Below are 17,866 nucleotides of genomic sequence, written 5' to 3' on the forward strand. Positions count from 1 at the left end.
GCGTCCAAACGTCGCCCCCCCCGCAGGGGCACGCGCCGACGTCGGTCAGGGGGTACTCGGCACAGCTCCCCTGCTCACCACAGGCCGGTGGTGGACTGCTGTACGGGCATGCCGGTTGGAGCGGTCTGGCGGCGCGGCCGGGGTTCGGAGAGGCGCTGGGCGGTCGGCAGCGGCTGCTCGGCCCAGATGGTCTTGCCCTGTTCGGTGCTCCGGGTTCCCCAGCGCTCGGTGAGATTCGCGACGAGGAACAGGCCGCGGCCGCCCTCGTCCGTGCTGGCGGCGCGTCGCAGCCGGGGTGAGCTCAGGCTGCCGTCGGACATCTCGTAGATCAGCGTCCTGTTCGTGTCATCACGGATCAGGCGGAGCCGCAGAGGGCCCCGGGCGTGCCGGACCGCGTTGGCGACCAGCTCGCTGACCACCACTTCGGCGGCGAAGGTCATGTCTTCCAGCCCCCAGCCCAGCAAAGTGCGCGTGACGTCGGCGCGGACGGGCGCGACGGCGGCCGGATCGAACGGCACGTCCCAGGTCGCGACCTGCTCGGTGTCCAGGGCCCGGGTGCGTGCGATGAGCAGGGCCACGTCGTCGCGGGGGCGGGCGGGCAGCAGCGCCTCGATGACAGCCTGGCAGGTGTCTTCCAGGGAAGAGGCCGGCTGGTCCAGGGCCTTGGCGAGCAGACCGAGACCGATGTCGATGCCGTGGTCCCTGGCCTCGACGAGCCCGTCGGTGTAGAGCGCCAGCAGGCTGCCCTCGGGCACTCCCAGCTCCACGCTCTCGAAAGGCAGTCCCCCGAGGCCGAGTGGAGGGCCGGCCGGCAGCTCGAGGAACCGGACGCCGCCGCCCGGGTCGACCAGGGCAGGCAGCAGATGACCCGCGCGTGCCATGGTGCAGCGCTGGGACACCGGGTCGTAGACGATATACAGGCAGGTCGCGCCGATGAGGCCGTCGCCGTTGCCGGAGCCGTCCGCGCGGTCGAGGTTGCCGACCAGGTCGTCGAGACTGGCGAGGAGTTCGCTGGGGGCCAGCTCGAGAGTGGCGAAGTTGCGGACAGCGGTGCGCAGCAGTCCCATGGTGGCCGCCGCGTGCACACCGTGGCCGACGACGTCCCCCACCACCAGGGCGACGCGGCTGCCGGACAGCGGGATGACGTCGAACCAGTCACCACCCACGCTGGCGTGCGAGGGCAGGTAGCGGCGGGCTACCTCCACCGCGCTGAGTTCGGGGAAGTCGTGCGGCAGCAGGCTCTGCTGGAGCGCGAGGGCCGTCTCTCGTTCGTGGGTGAAGCGCCGCGCGTTGTCCACCGCCAGCGCGGTCCGGGCGGTCAGCTCCTCCGCGAGAGCGAGGTCATCCTCGTCGTACGGGGTCGGCGACCCGACGCGGTAGAAGGTCACCAGGCCCAGTACGGCGCCGCGGGCGCGCAGCGGCGCCGCGATCATGGAGTGCGCGCCGGCCACGGGGGCGCTCCGCACGGGACCCCGGTCCTGCCCCGACCCGGCGGCCATGCGCGCCGGATCGCGTTCGAGGACTGCCCGGCCTGAGGTGAGACTCTCGGCCTGGGGCGTGCGCGACGCGAAGGCGACGGGGTGACCAGCGAGGTGGAAGGGCATACCGGGCCCGGCGCCGCGGACGGCGGTGCGGCGCAGCGGCGTGGCACCGGAATCCTCGCCCGGGACGAGCAGGTCGAGCAGGTCGACGGTGATGATGTCGGCGAACCGCGGAACGACGAGTTCGGCCAGCTCCTCGACGGTCCGGGTCACATCCAGTGTCGTGCCGACGCAGACGCTGGCCTGGTAGAGAAGGTTCAGCCGTTGGCGGGCCTCTGCGGCCAGCCTGCCCACATTGGATTCGCCTGCGATCAGCAGCCACACATCGCCGGGGGTGTCTTCCGGTGCCGCCGGGAACGCTGGGGGCGGGGCCGTCGTCGTGGTCGGGCCGGCGACGGGCGAGCCCGAAGGCGGTGAAGTGGCGTCGACGGACCTGCGCGTGGGGAGCGCCGCCGGGACGGCACCGTGGCCCCCGTCGCCCGCCGCCGGCCGCACCGCTGTCAGCCCGCTGACCTCCAGGGCCGGCGCCGTGTCCCACACCCTGACTTCCACCACGGCCCCGGGGATCCCGGACTCGCTGGTCACCGGACGGCACAGCAACGTGGCGACACGGCCCCGGGACAAGGGCACCTCGTTCGCTTTCCGGCGCCCCTCGGAGATCATCTCGGCCGCCATCGTGTTCAGCACCAGGTGATCGTCGGGCGAAAGCGCCGTGAGCGCTTCGGTGTCGGCCGCCGTGCCGGACGGCTCCCCTCTGATGATCACCCCGGACGGCCGGGTCCCGGCGCCGGTCCGGAAATACTCTCGCAGCAGTGCGCGCTCCGCCTCACTGCCGAGTTCCAGCATCCGCTGCTCGATGTCCGCAGCGGCCTGCCGGGACACGTCGGACATGGCCGGGTTGGTTTCCGCACGCAGGCAGGTGAGGTCGATGATGCCCACGATCCGCCCGGTGAAGGGATCGCGGACGGGGGTGCCGACGCAGGAGAAAGGCTGCAGACGTTCCGAGAAGTGCTCAGTGCCGATGACGCTGTAGGCGCTCCTTTCGGTGAGAGCACTCCCGATGCCGTTCGTGCCGGCGAAGTCCTCGGCGTAGCTGAAGCCCACCGTCAGGCTGATGGCGTCGAGGCTGTCGTTGAGCATGTGATCGCCCGCCCGCCGCTGGACGATCCGCGCGTCGCCGTCGGTGAGGATCGCACTCATGCGGGTGCCTGCGAGCATGGACTCCAACCGGTCCAGTACCGGGCGCGCCGCGTGGAGCAGGCGGCCGTCGAGATCGACCTCGTCGGGCCGGTAGGGCAGCTCAAGCCGGTCGGCCGGCAGGCCGAGGGACTGGCAACGCTGCCACGACGTGAAGATCGGGCCGCGGACGTCTTTGCGCATCGGCTCACCCGCCAGCATCCGCTCTCTGGCACGCATCACGCGCCGCGTGAAGTCCTCGCGGTCTGCCACCATCTGGATCACCTACTCATCCGGTCGCGTGCCACGGGCGCTCGGCCGTGCGGGTACGGCCTGCGGCCGGCCCCCTCTTGGGGGCCTCCGGGGGCCGTTCTCACCAGGTCCGTGCCACCGCGGCACGGGGTAGCGCTCTCCATGCTCCCCATACTGCAGTACACCACCCCAATCCGGACACCCATTCGAGGGAGTACACCTTACAGAGGCAGCACACGTGACAGGCGCCTGGCGTGCCGGCCGCGGGGGCCGGCCGGCCCTTTCCCACCTGGTCCGGCGTGTGCCGGCAGATCTCGAGGTTGCCGTCGCCGGTCTCGTGGTGCTCGAATATCGCGTGCAGGTGTCGCGTGCAGGCGCAGCACGGGCAGCAGGCTTCCCCAGGGTGCCCATGCGGCGGCGCTGCTCGGCGAAGCCGAACGTCAGCTCCTTGGAGCGGTGCCACTTGGCACACCCGTACTGCAGCGCGGAGGTACGGGCACCGGTCGGAGACCCCCCGGGTGCCGCCCGCGACCCGCCCCACCGGAGCGGACCTGCCTGCGGCGGGGTGCAGGCGGTCGTGCGGAAGGGGCACGCCAACCCACCGCACCCTTCCCCCCGGGGTTACGAGGCAGGGGCACCCAGTTTCTCGCCCGGAATCGGCGGCACGAGCGGGGATGGCACCCGCAGCCGCGACGCCTGCTCATAGGCGTACGCGTACCCGAGCAGTTGACCATCGCTGTAGGGCCTGCCCATGAACGAGATCGTCATCGGCAGTCTCTGCGTGCCGATGTCCATCGGCACGGCGATTCCGGGGAAGCCGATCGAGCTGTAGCCGGCGAAGGTCGCCGGCTGCGGGCGCGTGGACGGCACAAACGTGGGGTCGGAGATGCTGAATGCCGGGTTGCTGATCGGGGACGCGAAGCTGGTCGTGTACGGGAAGACCATTGCGTCGAGGTGGTGCCTCTTGAACCGTCGATGAGGCCGGGCCGGTACTGGGCCACCGAAGGGTGGCGCGGTACGACCCGGACGCGCCAGGGCATCAGGAAAGCCGAGGGCAGGGCCCCCGGCAGGATTGTGCCTGCCATGTGATCCAACTCGACGCTTGTGTATGGCAGTTAAGGGGAATAACCCTTGCTTCTCAGGGGGAACAAGGGGGCCTGCTCATGACTGCGGGGGATCCACAAAGCCGTATTCCGGCCTATCCGGGCGTCGAGCGCTTCATCGACGCGTTCGACAAACTGGTGGTACAGCCGCGGCGCAGCCGCAGCAGAGTGCCGGTCGTCCTGCTCAGTGAGCCGGGCGGCGGCAATGCGGGACGCCGGATCGTCACGGGGCTCCGCTCACGGATGCGCGGCCGCAGCGAGGTCCTCGCCCCGCACGCGTACATCCCGCAGATCCCGGACGGGGTCGACCCGCCGCCGCTCGAACTCTTCGAGCATCTGACCCTGCAGCTCGCCGAGACCATGCCGCCCGGCACCGGTGAACTACGGCTGCACAGCTACCGGTTGCTGCGCTCCGTCGTCACCGCACCCGCCATCGAGGGACTCATGGAGCGCCGCCACGCCGAGCTGCGCAACCACTGCTACGCGGAGCACCGCAACTGGTCCCGTACCGCCCAGTCCCTGTGGTGGCTCGGCGGCCGCGACCAGGCCAGCGGCGGTACGCTGCTCGAGCTGTTGTGGAACTTCATCGCAGGCCCACTCTTCCAGCGGTTGCCGCGCGCCTTCTACGGCTGGCGCGCCAACCGACGCATGCTCGGGCGGGCCCGCAGCCGCAGTTGGTACGCGGAGTGGGTGCGCCGTCAGCACGGCAGCCCACCCACCGACTTCTTCCGCTCCGCGCTCGACCTCGTACACGGCGAGCCCGCCCATGAGCCGGAGCGTATGGACCGAGTGCTCATGCACGCCCTGCTCGCCGACCTCGACCAGGCGTGCCGGGCCCGTCTCTTCAACCCCTGGCGGCGGCGCCGCGCCTCCCGCTTCGTGCTTCTCTTCGACGAGGCAGGGACCGCCGACTCGCGCGTCCAGCGCTTCCTGCGTGAACTCCGCTCCGCCATGGAGGACTTGCGCTGCACCTCGGTGTTCGCAGTGGCGGGCGGCGTACGCTCGCTGGCCTCGCGCATCCCCGACATCGACGCATCGGGCCTCGCCCACGCCGGCGCCGAGCTGATCAACATTGAGCGGCGCGGGATGACGCCGGGTCAGCCGACCGGCATGGTCGTGCCGGTGGCCGAGGGACCCGAGGACGACCAGGCTGCGGTGTACTGGCTCGGCCGCTGGCCCACGCTGGTGACGCCGTCGCCGCGCTGGGGTCCCGGCGCCGAGGTGGCCGGAGTGCTCGGCATCGGAACGCTCGCGCTCGCACTCGCCGCCGGCCTCGTCCTCGTACCGGACATCGGGGGCCGCGAAAAGGACGACCCCTGCCAGGGCTCCACCTTCCTCGGCACGGACGGACAGTGCGTCGGCGTGGCCGAAGGCTCGGCCGGCTTCGGCAAGGAGCCCAGTGAGCAGGCCGTACGGGCCGTGCTCCAGCAGATCGAGCGGCAGAACGAGGAGGTCGACAAGGAGCTCGCGGGCAGGCCCGGCGACGACCCGCGCCCCGGTCGCCGCACCGTCGTCTACTTCGGCCCACTCACCGGCGGCAAGAACGCCGAAGACCCGGTGCGCGGCGGCACGTTGGCGGAGCTGCGCGGCATCGCCCTGGCACAGCAGCACATCAACGCCCAGGCGCTGCGTTCCGGCGAGCGCGTCCCGCTGCGGGTGCTCGCCGCCAACGCGGGTGACCGCTTCAAGGACGCACCCGCCGTCGCCGACCGGATCGCGGAGCTCGCCGCGAGTGATCCGTCCATCGCGGGCGTCGTCGGTTTCGGGCAGAGCCGCCGCAATACGTACGACGCGATACGCACCCTCGACAAGGCCGGCATCCCGATGGTCGGTACCTCGGGCACCGCCGATGAACTCCTTCGCCAGGGCGAGCACTACTACCAGACGGCCCCCACCGATACGCGGGCCGCCGAGCTGATGGCAGCGTTCGCTTCGAGCGCCGGGATGACCACGGGCGGGCAGAAGGCGCGCCGGGTGAGTCTCGTTGCCGACGCCACCGACGCCTACAGCAACAGCCTTGCCGCGTCCTTCCGTGCCTCGTACGGGCCGGGGCGCACCGACGTACTCCTCTACACCCCCACCGACGCACCGGAACCGGAACCGGTTCCGGGTGCGCTCGGCGGGCGGCCCGTGCCGACCGTGGAGGACCTGGCCCGCGAGGTCTGCCGTGCCGTGAATGAAGAGCCGCAGACGGCGGTGGTGTGGTCTGCGCGAGCCAGCCAGTTCCAGCTCTTCCTGGCCGAGATCGCCCGTATCTCCGGCGACTGCCCAAAAATCAGCGTGCTCGGCGGCGACGACGTCACCAACACACTGACAGAAGAGCAGCGCCCCTGGGACGACTTCAAGGGCCTCACCCTCTTCTACGTGTCGCACGGCTACGCCCCCACGCTGGCGGCACGGAGCCCGGAGGCCGCGGCCTTCCTCACCGCGTACGACCGTGCCTACGGCGGCGACAACAGCGCCAGGACGCAGGCGATGCGCGAGGACGGCCATGTCGCGCTCGCCTGGGACGCGTTGCGCTATCTCGCCGAAGGCATCGACCAGGCCTGGCGCACCACCGGCGGACATGACGACCGCCTCGACCGCGGACTGCTGCAGGGCGTGCTCTACCAGGGCCTGGGTGGCGGGGGCTTCGACGGCGCCACCGGCCGTATCGACGCGCACGGCGCGGCGGGCGGGGGACGGCTGACGGAGGACAAGCTGCTCGCGGTGCTACGGGGCAGCAGCGACGAGCCGGCTACCGAGCTGCTGTGCGGCACGGTGGCGCGCGGCGATGAACGCACGACGTGGGGGCCGAAGGGTGAGGAGCACCCCTGCCCGTAACCACGTCGGCTCACGCGGGGCCAGGGCGTGCTGTGGATCCGCAACCTGCTGACCGGCTCGCCGCCGACGGCCGCACGGTCTCCGTGCCCTCGCACCTGATGAGCGAGATGGCGCTGGTCGCGGACCTGATCATCGTCGGACGTGGCCGCCTCCTGGCCGACACCACCGTTCCCCCGCCTCACCCGGCGCCTTCTCGACGCCTGCGCCCACCCACCTGCCCGCGAGCCCGCACGGCCAGGAGGGCCGTATGGATGGCCGCACAATGGGCTCCGGTATCCCGGGCTGGGGCGGGCCTGTTAGCGCGACCACGCAGGTCACAGGCCTCTCGTCATCGGCACACACCGATTCCGCAGCCTGTCAGGGCATCGACCCCGCGGCACTCATTGCAGGCTTCGACGCCCGGCCGGCGCGAGCCCCGGCCCGCGCTGGGCACCTCACGCATACCAGGCATAGGCTGGCTGAAGAGGATGAATACGACACCTGGAGGCCGTCATGGGGGCTCTCCGCTTCGTAATCGAACCGACCGAGGGCAAGTCGATCTGGCTCGGGGGCCTAGGGGTCGACTTCAAGATCTGGGGGGGGGAGGAGACCGGCAACCAGTTCTCGATTGTCGAGCACCCGATCGAACCGGGACGTCTCGTACCACCGCACGTGCACAGCCGCGAGGACGAGTTCTCATACGTCCTGCAGGGCCACGTCGGTGCACGGGTGGGTGACCAGGAGGCCACGGCAGGCCCGGGCTCGTACATCCTCAAGCCGCGAGGGATCCTGCACACCTTCTGGAACGCCGGACCGGAACCGGCGAGGATCCTGGAGATCCTCTCCCCGGCCGGCTTCGAGCGGTTCTTCGCAGAGATGGGCACGGTCGCCGAGACGGCGGCCGATCCTGCCGAGTTCGTCCAGCGCCGCGCCGAACTCGGCGAGAAGTACGGTCTCGAGTTCTCGGAGGAGTGGGTAGCCGAACTGACCGGCAGGTACCGGCTCAAGCTCGTCGGCGAGTAGCTGCCCCGACCCGGCAGGGTGACACAGCACGGCCGGCGATGGGCCGACGCCGCGCGCCGCGAGCGGAGCGAGCCGCCGGCCCAGAAGGCGGGCCGAAGGCCTTGGACCGCGGGGCTGCCGGTCCAAGGCTTCCTCGGTACTCCCCCTGCTCAGTGCTCCTCGGCCGCCGGCTCCACCACGAAGACCGGGATCTCGCGGTCCGTCTTCTTCTGGTAGTCCGCGTAGTCGGGGTAGGCCGCGACCGCGCGCTCCCACCACAGCGCCTTCTCGTCCCCCGTCACCTCACGGGCCTTCATGTCCTTGCGGACCGGGCCGTCCTGCAGTTCCACCCGTGGGTCGGCGACGACGTTGTGGTACCAGACCGGGTGCTTGGGCGCACCGCCCAGCGAGGCGACCACCGCGTACGTGCCGTCGTGTTCCACGCGCATCAGTGGGGACTTGCGGATCTTGCCGCTCTTGGCGCCACGGGTCGTCAGGACGATGACGGGCATGCCCCGCATCGTCGTGCCCTTGGTGCCGCCGGACCTCTCGTACATCTCTACCTGGTCGCGTACCCACTTCTCCGGGCTCGGCTCGTACTCACCCTCAAGCGGCATGCCGTCCATCCCATCGTCGAAGACTTCTCGTGGCAGGCTCAACGCCCTGGAGCCAGGCAATCATCCCTGGGGGCGTTCGTAGCGCAGCAGCACCGTCCGCGAGTCGGACGAACGCGAATCGACGAGCTGGAGGGTCACTCGCTCCTTCGGCTTGTGGAACAGCGGCCTGCCGCCGCCGAGGACCACCGCTCGCGCAATCGACGTCCCGGAGGAGAAATCCTCCGCGAACGGGCCGCAACGGCATTGCAACCTCGCCGGTGCTCTGCTGGACGGATGACACAGTCCCCGCGCGTGGAGTTGACCCCCGCGGCCGCCGGTCTGTTGCGGCGGCTGCGGGAGGCCCACGGTCCGCTGATGTTCCACCAGTCGGGCGGCTGCTGCGACGGCAGCGCGCCCATGTGCTACCCGGACGGGGAATTCCGTACGGGCGAGTCCGATGTCCTCCTGGAGAGCCTCCGGCTGGAGGGCGTCGAGGAGCCGGTCTCGTTCTGGATCTCCAGAAGTCAGTACGAGGTGTGGAGCCACACCCGGCTCGTCGTCGATGTCGTCGAGGGCCGGGGCAGCGGCTTCTCGCTCGAAGCGCCGGAGGGAGTGCGGTTCCTGATCCGCTCGCATGTGGTGGAGGGCTGAGCCCCAGCCACGGGGCGGATGGTGAGCGGCGCCCAGTTGTTGTCGTACGCAGGTCCCGTGCCGGTCAGCCGCTTCCGTTGGCCGGTGCGGAAGTCGGCGGCGGCCGCGCGCCGGCTGACATGCTGGGAGATGTGAACGCCCCCACTCGCGGCGCATGGCTGCGCGCCGGAATCAGCCGCAACGGCGGACCGCTGCGGGAGAACGAGCAGGTGGTCTGGCTCCAGATCGACGCCTACTACGCGGACAGCCGCGGCTTCGCAGGCGTCACCACGTACGAAGGCGAACTGGTCCGCTTCCACCATGACATCGGGGAGCCGGGCGAGGATACGGGGGCGCTGGAGCGGTCGGGCGACCGGATGATCGAGACGGGTGTGAACCCCGACGGCAGTACGTTCCTCGAGGTGTGGACCCGCTGCCGGACAGTGACGGAGCATTGGCGGGTGGGGCCGGCGCAGATCGTCCGCGTCGGCAGGCATGTAGTGCACGTGGACAACGTCCGCGGCAGCTACTTCGAGCTGCCGGCGGACGTCACGGCCGGAGGCTGCCGACCACGTTGGCGGTGGCCGCGATGCCGTCCTGGATGGTCGGCGCCATGCTCGTGCCCGCGAGGAAGAAGCCGAGCAGGACGCAGACAATTGCGTGGGAGAGCTTCAGTCCGCCGTTGCGCAGAAAGATCACTGCGAGCACCACCAGAAGCAGCACGATCGAGATCGAAATGGCCATCGCCAACCTCCTCCGCCGCGCGGAATTGCGGCATTCGGCGGTAAGTCTCGCGCAGCGGAGGGCCCGTACGGTCGACTGGCGTGTCCGCGTACGGGTGATGTGTGGCGGGGATCAGGCGCGGGCTACCGGCTACTGGCCGCGGGCGCGGAGGAAGCGCTCCAGGCCGGCCAGGTCGTCCGTGTTGACGTGGTCGACGCGGGCGGCGAGCAGCTCGGTCCACAGAGCGTCGCGTTCCGGCCCGGCGACGTCGGGGGTGGCCCAGAAGCGGACGCGCTGGCCGTGGTCGTGGGCGGCGGCGACGATCGCGTGCAGCTTCTCCCGCTCGGCAGCGGGGAATTGGCCGCCGCCGAGCCAGCTGAAGCTCTGCGTCCAGTTGCTGGAGATCAGCGGGACGAAGGAGGCGGGGGCGGCGCTGCCGAGGTCGTCGAGCCGGCCGTCGTAGAAGGCGTACCGGACACGCTGGGCCTCCATGGGCGCGCGGGCGGCGCGGTCGCCGGAGATGACGGGGGTGACGGCGCCGAGGCGGACGTGGCCGTGGGAGTAACTGCTCAGCATCCGCCGGTAGTACCGCAGCTGTCGGTCCAGTTCGAGAAAAAGGGTGCGACCGCCTCCCGCCCCTACGGAGCCTGGAGACCGACGAGTTCGGCCAGTGCCTCCTTGTGACGCCCCGGCGTGCCGAGGGCGATCTCATCGGCCTTGGCACGCTTGAGGTACAGATGCGCGGGGTGCTCCCAGGTCATGCCGATGCCGGCGTGCAGCTGAACGCACTCCTCCGCGGCGTCCACGGCGACCCGGGAGCTGTACGCCTGCGCGACGGCCACCGCCAGCGGGGCCTCCGGGCTGCCGGCGGCAAGGGCGTCGGCGGCATTGCGCGCCGCGGCGCGGGCCGAGAGGACCTCGAGCCACACCTGCGCCATACGGTGCTTGAGCGCCTGGAAGGACCCGATCGGCCGGTTGAACTGATGCCGCTCGCGGGTGTGACGGACCGTCTCCTCCAGACACCACTCGGCAAGCCCCAGCTGCTCGGAGGCGAGCAGCCCGGCCCCGGCCAGCAGTCCGCGTTTCACGGCTGCGCGTGAGGTGTCCGGGTCAGCGAGCAGGTGACCGTTCGCACCGTCGAAGGCGACACGGGCGACAGGGCGTGTCAGGTCGAGCGAGGTCTCCGGCTCGACAATGACCCCGGGGTCCGAGCTGTCCACCGCGTACAGCCCCTGACCGGTCGGCACAAGCAGTACATCAGCGAAGGTGGCGTCAGCGACAACGGGGACCATGCCGTCGAGACCACCCCTGAACCACACCCACTCGGGGCCTGAGGAGAACCGGAGGGCGAGTACGGCAGTCTTGCGGCCGGTCGCCAACTCCTCGATCAGACCGCCCACTTCGGGGGTCTCAACGTCAAGGGCGAGCAGCGTCTCGGTCGCGATCACCGAGCTGGTGAGATACGGCGCGGGCGTGACGCTACGCCCCAACTCCTCCAGGACCACCGCGGCCTCCCGGTGCGAGGCGCCCTGCCCGCCGAGCTTCTCCGGTACGAGCAGACCCGCCGCACCGATGTCACCGGCGAGCGCCTTCCACAGCTCGGGGTCGTACGGCGCGCCCGCCTCGGCGCGCACCAGCACCGACGCGGTGTCCCCGCGGTCGGCGAGCAGGGCGCGTACGGCGGCGCGCAGGTCGTCTTCGGCCTCGGAGTACAGCAGATCGGGCTGCGTGTTCATCGGGTCAGGTCCTTCCAGGCGACGTCCTTGTCGTTGCGCGGCTCGGAGGGCAGCCCGAGTACGCGTTCCGCGACGATGTTCAGCAGCACCTCGCTGGTGCCGCCCTCGATGGAGTTGCCCTTGGAACGCAGATAGCGGTAGCCGGCGTCGCGCCCGGTGAAGTCGACGAGTTCGGGGCGGCGCATGGTCCAGTCGTCGTACAACAGGCCCTCTTCGCCGAGGAGTTCCACCTCCAGACCGCTGATCTCCTGGTTGAGGCGGGCGAAGGCGAGCTTCATTCCGCTGCCCTCGGGGCCCGGCTGTCCGGCGGCGAGTTGCTGGCGCAGCCGTTCCCCGGCCAGCCGGGCGACCTCGGCCTCCACCCACAGGGTCAGCAGCCGCTGGTGCACATCGTGCGTACGCAGCTCGGGGCGTTCGCGCCAGGTCTGCGCGATCGGGCCGATCATGCCGCCCTCGCGCGGGATACGGCTGCCGCCGATCGAGACGCGCTCGTTCATCAGGGTGGTCTGGGCGACCTTCCAGCCCTCGCCGACCTCGCCGAGCCGGTGCGCGTCGGGAATCCGCACATCCGTGAGGAAGACTTCGTTGAACTCCGCCTCCCCCGTGATCTGGCGCAGCGGCCGCACCTCGACGCCGGGGTCGGTCATGTCGCAGATGAAGTATGTGATGCCGCGGTGCTTGGGCAGATCGGGGTCGGTGCGCGCGATGAGGATCGCCCAGCGGGCCACATGGGCGCTGGACGTCCACACCTTCTGCCCATTGATCACCCAGTCTCCCCCACTCTCGGCTTCGCTCGAGCGGGAGGTGCCCCCATCGTCCCGTACCGCGCGGGTGCCGAGCGCGGCCAGGTCCGAGCCCGCGCCGGGCTCGCTGAACAGCTGGCACCACACCTCCTCGCCCACCCACAGTGGCCGCAGGAAGCGCTGCTTCAGCTCTTCGGTGCCGTACTTGAGGATGGTAGGCGCGGCCATGCCGAGGCCGATGCCGATACGGCGCGGATCGTTGTCGGGCGCGCCCGCGGCCGTCAACTCCGCGTCCACGACGGCCTGCAGGGTGCGCGGGGCGTCGAGTCCGCCCAGCCCCTTCGGGTAGTGCACCCAAGCCAGGCCCGCGTCGAAGCGTGCCTTCAGGAAGTCCGTACGGTCGGTGCCGGACGGAGAGTACGCGGCGAGCAACTCCTCCGTACGGCTGCGTAGTTCGGCAGCGTCCGTCATCGGCTCTCTCCTTCCGGGATGACGACCAGGCGGCCGGTGGTGGTGCCGTCGGCGACCCGCTGGACGGCGTCGGCGGCGTCCTTCATGGCGACGCGCCCGCTGATCAGCGGCTTGACCACGCCCTCGCCCGCGAGCTTGGTCAGTTCCTCGTGGCAGCCGCGGACGGCAGCCGGGTCCATCCGGTTGTACAGGCCCCAGTGGAGGCCGACGATCGAGTAGTTCTTCACCAGGGCGTGGTTGAGACCCGGGGTGGGGATCGCGCCGCTCGCGAAGCCGACGATCACGATCCGGCCCTCGAAGGCGATGCACTTCACGGACTTGGCGTACGCGTCGCCGCCGACCGGGTCGTAGACGACGTCCGCGCCGCGGCCGCCGGTCGCCTCCTTGACCGCCGTGACGATGTCGTCCTCGCGGCGGTCGACGACGACGTCGCAGCCCAACTCCCGTGCGGCACGTGCCTTGTCGGCGCCACCGACGACGCCGATGACCCGCGCGCCGGCCGCCTTGCCGAGCTGTACGGCCGCGCTGCCGACGCCGCCTGCCGCCGCGTGCACCAGCAGGGTCTCGCCCTCCTGGAGGCGGGCGCGGCGGTGCAGACCGAACCAGCCCGTCTGGTAGCCGATGTGCAGGGCGGCCGCCTCGGCGTCGGCGAGGGCATCGGGTGCGGGCAGCACGGCCGCGGCGTCGGCGAGGACATAATCGGCGAGTCCGCCGTTCGGCAGCGCGGGGTTGGCGATCACGCGGCGGCCGTCCTCGGTCTCGCCGCAGATCTCCACGCCCGGCGTGAACGGCAGCGGCGGCCGGATCTGGTACTGGCCGCGGCAGAGCAGCGCATCGGGGAAGTTGATGTTCGCGGCACGGACCCTCAGCAGCAACTGCCCCTCGCCCGGCGGGGGCCGCTCCACCTCTTCGAGCCGCATCACCTCGCTCGGCTCGCCGTTCCGGTGCACTCGCCATGCCTGCATCTCGGGGCCTCCACAAACCGTAGGCAGTACCACGCTCCGTCGCATACTAAGCGGTCGCTTGCCGCTCGGGAAGACCCCGTCAGCCGCGCTTCGGCCTGGCCCGCACGTGCATGCGCTCGCCCTGCGGGCCGAACAGGCTCAGAAACTCCACCGGCCCCTCGCCCGTCGAGCCGAACCAGTGCGGCACGCGGGTGTCGAACTCCGCGGCCTCGCCGGCGCCGAGCACCACATCGTGGTCGCCGAGCAGCAGCCGCAGTCGGCCGGACAGGACGTACAGCCACTCGTACCCCTCGTGCGTGCGCAGCTCCGGCTCGCCGCTGCCAGGTTGCTGCACCACCTTGTACGCCTGGAGGCCGCCCGGCTGCCGGGTGAGCGGCAGCATCGTCCTGCCGTGCCGGACGATCGGCTTCGACCGCACCCGCGGATCACCGACCGGCGGCGCGCCGACCAGTTCGTCGAGCGGCACCTGGTGGGCCCGGGCAATGGGCAACAGGAGCTCCAGGCTCGGCTTGCGCCGCCCCGACTCCAGCCGGGACAGGGTGCTCACGGAGATCCCGGTCACCTCCGAGAGCGCGCCGAGTGTGGCACCGCGCTCCCGTCTGATCCTGCGGAGGCGCGGCCCCACCTCATCCAGTACTGCGTCCAGCCGTGCGTCGTCATCCATGGATCCATTTGCGGAAACAGCAAGGTGGTTTGTCAATCCCATCGGTCCGGAACGACTGTCGGTGTCGGAGGTGGTCGTAGATGTACGACGTAGTGGTGATCGGCGGCGGAACCGCTGGCCTGAGCGCGGCACTGATTCTGGGGCGCTCGCGACGCCGCGTCCTGGTGGTCGACGCGGGCGAGCCCCGCAACGCGCCGGCCGCGCAGATGCACGGCTATCTGTCGCGGGACGGGATGAGCCCGGCGGAGTTCCTGGCGGTGGGGCGGCGGGAAGTGGCGGCGTACGGCGTGGAGTTGTGGGACGACCGGGTGACGGGGGTGTCGGCAGACGGGGACGAGTTCTCTCTGACGGTCGCGAGCGGGCGTTTCGCGCGGGCGCGCCGGCTGATCGTGACGACCGGGCTCGTGGACGAGCTGCCGGACATCGAGGGTGTCGCCGAGCGGTGGGGCCGGGATGTACTGCACTGCCCGTACTGCCACGGCTGGGAGGTCCGGGACGAGGCCTTCGGGGTGATCGCCTCGCCCGTGAAGGGCGCGCATCAGGCGCTGCTGGTCTCGCAGTGGTCCGACGACGTCACGCTCTTCCTGCACACGGTGGACAAGCTGCCGGACGAGGACTGGCGGCGGCTCGCCGCGGCGGGGGTCTCCGTGGTGACGGGCGAGGTGGCCGGGCTGGTCGTCTCCCAGAACCGACTGTCGGGTGTACGGATGGCCGACGGCCGTGTCATTCCCCGGGCCGTGGTCTTCGTCGGCCCACGATTCCGGCCGCAGGACGGCCTGCTGACGTCGCTGGGCGCGGCGACGCACGACACACCGTTCGGGCGGTTCGTGAAGGTGGACGAGACGGGGCGGACGAGTGTGCCGGGGGTGTGGGCGGCGGGGAACGCGGCGGGGGCGGGAGAACAGGTCGTGAACGCGGCGGGGGCGGGGTATCGGGCGGGGGCGACGCTGAACAACGAGTTGGTCTTTGCGGAGGTGGACGCTGGGGCGTGAGGGGGGCGCGGCGGGGCGGACGCTGGGGGCTGAGGTGTGCGGCGCTGGGCCGCCGGGCGCGGGACAGGGCTCTGCCCCGCAGGTGCGGGGCGTCCGGCGCCGCGGGCCCGGTCAGGCATCCCCGCGGGCGAGGGCGAGCAGCCTGTCGAGCACGCGCGTTCCGCTCGCCCGCACCCCGTCGTGCTCGTACTCGTCGGTGACCCAGGTGCGCAGTCCGCGGATGGTGCGGGCGGTGCGCAGCGAGTGTTCCGTGTCGACGTACATGTCGTCGTGGTAGATGGCCGCGGCGACAGGAACCTCGTTGGCGGCGAGCCTGGCGGGGTCGTAGAGCGGGGTCCAGTCGGTGCGGGCGGCCAGCAGTTCGGCGGTCTGGCGCAGCGGACGCAGCGCGGGGTCCGCCTCGAAGTGCCAGGGGTGCACGCTCTCCCCGGTGAAAAGCAGCGGTCCGTCCCCGGCCAGCGTCTTCGCCGCGTCGAACTGCGGGAATTCGGCGCGCACCCGCTCGGCGGCCCAGGCGGTCGGCTGTGCGCCCTGGGCGTAGATCGCCTCGTGCAGCACGGCGTACAGCGGATGTGCCGCGTACGAGAGGGCGGCGAGCACGCCCTGCTGGAAGGCGTCGGAGAGTTCGTGGCCCTGTCCCGTACGGACGAAGGCGTCTTCGAGCAGATAGTGCAGCTGGTGGCTGCCGTCGCCGCCGCCGAGCAGGATCCCTAGGGACTGGAAGGCCTCAGGCGTGAGGGTGTAGCCGCCGGGCAGCACCGGCCGGTGCTCGGCGAGGTGTTCGGCGATGCGGCGGGCCCGTCGCACATCCTGCGGATAGCGGTCGTAGTGCGCCTCGACCTTGCGCTGGATGCGGGGGTACGCGGCCCGATAGACGTCATCGGCAGCGACGTCCAGGGCGGGCAGACCGCCGGTGACGATCACCGTGCGCAGCCCTTCGGGGGCGGTGGAGAGATAGTGCGTGGCGCAGAATCCGCCGAAGCTCTGGCCGAGAACGGTCCAGGGCGCGCCGCCGGTCACCTGCGGTCTGATGGTCTCGCAGTCGCGCACGATGCTGTCGGCGCGGAAGTGGGCAAGGTGCTCGGCCTGGGCCTGTGGTCCGCCGCGCAGCGGCAGGGTCTGCCTGTTCTGGGGTGTGGAGCGGCCGGTGCCGCGCTGGTCGAGGAGCAGTACGCGGAACTCCTGCACCGCCCGACCAAGCCATGCCTGTTTGCCGATGAAGCGGCGGGAGCCGAAGCCGGGGCCGCCCTCCAGATAGACCAGCCAGGGCAGATCCGCACCGGCCCGCCCGCTCGCTACGACCTCGCGGCCGTACAGCTGGAGCTGCTCCCCCGCCGGGTCGGCGTGGTCGAGCGGGACGGTGAAGCGCCGGTCGGTGAGAAGAATTCCCGGCTGGCGATAGCTGGTCACTGCTGCTCCGTTCTGTGCGCCCCCGCCCGCCCATGGGATCACACCGGCGGGCCGGCGACGTACGGAGCCGGTGGGGAAGTCGTCCGGAGTCCTGGTGCGGTCACGGACCCAGACGCCGGCGGGCTTGAGTGGCCCGGTCCCGGTCCAGGGGCCGTTGTTGTCGCAGGTGCCGCCCTTGAAGACAGCACCGGAGCGCCTGTCGTCGGAGTAGTTCCAGTTGGACCAGCTGATCTTCTTGCTCGCCATCAGATCGATGTACTGCTGGGCTCTGGAGAAGTTGTTGCCGCCGTCGCCGGATGCGGTCTGGGTGCCGAACTCGGTGACGAACATGGGGAGTCTGTCCGCGGCACGGGAGAGCGTGTCCAGGTACTCGGTGCCGTGCGATGCCGCGTAGAAGTGGAACGTGTACATGATGTTGGACGCGTTGACCGGGCTGTTCACGATCTCGGTCTCGTCCGAGCCCTCGGAGACGCCGAGGGAGGACCAGGCGCGGGTGCCGACGAGGACGGGGGTGTCCGGGTCGTTCTGCCGGATGACCGGGATGAGCTGCTCGGCGTAGCTCTTGATCCTCGACCAGCTCACGCCGCTGGGCTCATTGGCGATTTCTTGGAGCAGGTTGTTCTTGTTGGCGTGGCGCTGCGCGATTCGGTGAAGAAGGTCTTGGCGCGGGAGAGGTTGTGGTTCGGGTCGCCGGGGCTGAGCATGTGCCAGTCGACGATTGCGTACATGCCGCGCGCGGTGGCCTGTTCGATGATCGAGTGGACCAGGTCGGTGAACTTGCGGGGGTCGGTCTCGTAGCCGCCCTCCTGGATGTACATGGAGATGCGCAGGACGTCGGCGTTCCAGTCGGTGGCCAGGGCGTCGAGCGAGCCCGAGGTCACGCACTGGCTGTACCACTGCAGTCCGTGGGTGCTCATGCCACGCAGCTGGATGGGCTTGCCGTACGTCCACTGGAGGTAACTTCCGGCTCTGGTCCACTTCTTGTGACGAGTGACGCTGCGTTATGGCTCGACATCGAAGAGAGCGATGGCAGGCGGCGCCGGGTCAAGCACTGCGCGCA

The 17,866-nt window shown here is 70.7% G+C and carries 13 protein-coding genes and 2 pseudogenes; 4 read left to right on the forward strand and 11 right to left on the reverse strand.

The features are described from left to right. Window positions 1-74: 74 nt before the first annotated feature. A complete protein-coding gene (locus ACWDO5_RS05625; protein WP_450528659.1) occupies window positions 75-2,993 on the reverse strand; it encodes a SpoIIE family protein phosphatase in 2,919 nt (972 codons plus the stop codon). A 597-nt stretch (window positions 2,994-3,590) separates the two neighbouring features. Beyond that, window positions 3,591-3,914: a hypothetical protein gene (locus ACWDO5_RS05630; RefSeq protein WP_450528661.1), complete on the reverse strand. Its 324-nt coding sequence runs from the start codon at window positions 3,912-3,914 to the stop codon at window positions 3,591-3,593. Between the two features lie 218 nt (window positions 3,915-4,132). On the opposite strand from ACWDO5_RS05630, the gene ACWDO5_RS05635 reads away from it, so the two are divergent. Continuing rightward, the gene (locus ACWDO5_RS05635; RefSeq protein ID WP_450528662.1) at window positions 4,133-6,895 is read left to right on the forward strand and encodes an ABC transporter substrate-binding protein; all 2,763 of its coding nucleotides are present in this window, start codon (window positions 4,133-4,135) and stop codon (window positions 6,893-6,895) included. Between the two features lie 492 nt (window positions 6,896-7,387). Further along, on the forward strand, window positions 7,388-7,897 hold the full coding sequence (locus ACWDO5_RS05640) for a cupin domain-containing protein (RefSeq protein ID WP_450528663.1): 510 nt from the start codon (window positions 7,388-7,390) through the stop codon (window positions 7,895-7,897). A 149-nt stretch (window positions 7,898-8,046) separates the two neighbouring features. Here ACWDO5_RS05640 and ACWDO5_RS05645 read toward each other — a convergent pair whose 3' ends face one another. After that, entirely contained in the window at window positions 8,047-8,493 is a 447-nt protein-coding gene (locus tag ACWDO5_RS05645) for a nitroreductase family deazaflavin-dependent oxidoreductase (protein WP_450528665.1), read from the reverse strand. A 273-nt stretch (window positions 8,494-8,766) separates the two neighbouring features. Here ACWDO5_RS05645 and ACWDO5_RS05650 point away from each other — a divergent pair, with 273 nt between their 5' ends. Continuing rightward, window positions 8,767-9,123, forward strand: coding sequence for a DUF779 domain-containing protein (locus tag ACWDO5_RS05650; RefSeq protein ID WP_450528666.1), 357 nt, complete (start codon window positions 8,767-8,769; stop codon window positions 9,121-9,123). A gap of 528 nt (window positions 9,124-9,651) precedes the next feature. On the opposite strand, the gene ACWDO5_RS05655 is transcribed toward ACWDO5_RS05650, so the two are convergent. The 6 genes and pseudogenes from ACWDO5_RS05655 to ACWDO5_RS05680 all read right to left on the reverse strand — a co-directional run bounded on the left by ACWDO5_RS05655 (window position 9,652) and on the right by ACWDO5_RS05680 (window position 14,404). Further along, window positions 9,652-9,846 carry a hypothetical protein gene (locus ACWDO5_RS05655; RefSeq protein WP_450528667.1) on the reverse strand — a complete coding sequence of 65 codons (195 nt, stop codon included), beginning with the start codon at window positions 9,844-9,846 and terminating at the stop codon, window positions 9,652-9,654. A 129-nt stretch (window positions 9,847-9,975) separates the two neighbouring features. Next, window positions 9,976-10,437 (reverse strand): annotated as a pseudogene (locus ACWDO5_RS05660) (hypothetical protein); the annotation flags it as partial. Between the two features lie 26 nt (window positions 10,438-10,463). Next, window positions 10,464-11,561, reverse strand: a complete 1,098-nt coding sequence (locus ACWDO5_RS05665) for an acyl-CoA dehydrogenase family protein (protein ID WP_450528668.1) — start codon at window positions 11,559-11,561, stop codon at window positions 10,464-10,466. Then, window positions 11,558-12,775, reverse strand: a complete 1,218-nt coding sequence (locus tag ACWDO5_RS05670; protein ID WP_450528669.1) for an acyl-CoA dehydrogenase family protein — start codon at window positions 12,773-12,775, stop codon at window positions 11,558-11,560. The genes ACWDO5_RS05665 and ACWDO5_RS05670 overlap by 4 nt, the downstream gene beginning before the upstream one ends. Further along, window positions 12,772-13,740, reverse strand: coding sequence for an NADPH:quinone oxidoreductase family protein (locus ACWDO5_RS05675; RefSeq protein ID WP_450528671.1), 969 nt, complete (start codon window positions 13,738-13,740; stop codon window positions 12,772-12,774). Before ACWDO5_RS05675 ends, ACWDO5_RS05670 begins: the two co-directional genes overlap by 4 nt. A 79-nt stretch (window positions 13,741-13,819) precedes the next feature. Further along, the gene (locus ACWDO5_RS05680) at window positions 13,820-14,404 is read right to left on the reverse strand and encodes a helix-turn-helix domain-containing protein (protein ID WP_450528673.1); all 585 of its coding nucleotides are present in this window, start codon (window positions 14,402-14,404) and stop codon (window positions 13,820-13,822) included. 80 nt (window positions 14,405-14,484) lie between these two features. On the opposite strand from ACWDO5_RS05680, the gene ACWDO5_RS05685 reads away from it, so the two are divergent. Next, window positions 14,485-15,396: an NAD(P)/FAD-dependent oxidoreductase gene (locus tag ACWDO5_RS05685; RefSeq protein ID WP_450528675.1), complete on the forward strand. Its 912-nt coding sequence runs from the start codon at window positions 14,485-14,487 to the stop codon at window positions 15,394-15,396. Window positions 15,397-15,507: 111 nt separating this feature from the next. On the opposite strand, the gene ACWDO5_RS05690 is transcribed toward ACWDO5_RS05685, so the two are convergent. Further along, window positions 15,508-16,806 carry an alpha/beta fold hydrolase gene (locus ACWDO5_RS05690; protein ID WP_450528680.1) on the reverse strand — a complete coding sequence of 433 codons (1,299 nt, stop codon included), beginning with the start codon at window positions 16,804-16,806 and terminating at the stop codon, window positions 15,508-15,510. Between the two features lie 261 nt (window positions 16,807-17,067). Continuing rightward, window positions 17,068-17,723: pseudogene (locus ACWDO5_RS05695) on the reverse strand (glycoside hydrolase family 5 protein); the annotation flags it as partial. Window positions 17,724-17,866: the final 143 nt, after the last annotated feature.

The sequence above is a fragment of the Streptomyces sp. NPDC000880 genome (genome assembly GCF_053599675.1).

Coding starts and splice junctions, on each gene's coding strand:
- ACWDO5_RS05625 (WP_450528659.1), bottom strand. CDS start 2,993: ATGGTGGCAGACCGCGAGGACTTCACGCGGCGCGTGATGCGTGCCAGA.
- ACWDO5_RS05630 (WP_450528661.1), bottom strand. CDS start 3,914: ATGGTCTTCCCGTACACGACCAGCTTCGCGTCCCCGATCAGCAACCCG.
- ACWDO5_RS05635 (WP_450528662.1), top strand. CDS start 4,133: ATGACTGCGGGGGATCCACAAAGCCGTATTCCGGCCTATCCGGGCGTC.
- ACWDO5_RS05640 (WP_450528663.1), top strand. CDS start 7,388: ATGGGGGCTCTCCGCTTCGTAATCGAACCGACCGAGGGCAAGTCGATC.
- ACWDO5_RS05645 (WP_450528665.1), bottom strand. CDS start 8,493: ATGCCGCTTGAGGGTGAGTACGAGCCGAGCCCGGAGAAGTGGGTACGC.
- ACWDO5_RS05650 (WP_450528666.1), top strand. CDS start 8,767: ATGACACAGTCCCCGCGCGTGGAGTTGACCCCCGCGGCCGCCGGTCTG.
- ACWDO5_RS05655 (WP_450528667.1), bottom strand. CDS start 9,846: ATGGCCATTTCGATCTCGATCGTGCTGCTTCTGGTGGTGCTCGCAGTG.
- ACWDO5_RS05665 (WP_450528668.1), bottom strand. CDS start 11,561: ATGAACACGCAGCCCGATCTGCTGTACTCCGAGGCCGAAGACGACCTG.
- ACWDO5_RS05670 (WP_450528669.1), bottom strand. CDS start 12,775: ATGACGGACGCTGCCGAACTACGCAGCCGTACGGAGGAGTTGCTCGCC.
- ACWDO5_RS05675 (WP_450528671.1), bottom strand. CDS start 13,740: ATGCAGGCATGGCGAGTGCACCGGAACGGCGAGCCGAGCGAGGTGATG.
- ACWDO5_RS05680 (WP_450528673.1), bottom strand. CDS start 14,404: ATGGATGACGACGCACGGCTGGACGCAGTACTGGATGAGGTGGGGCCG.
- ACWDO5_RS05685 (WP_450528675.1), top strand. CDS start 14,485: ATGTACGACGTAGTGGTGATCGGCGGCGGAACCGCTGGCCTGAGCGCG.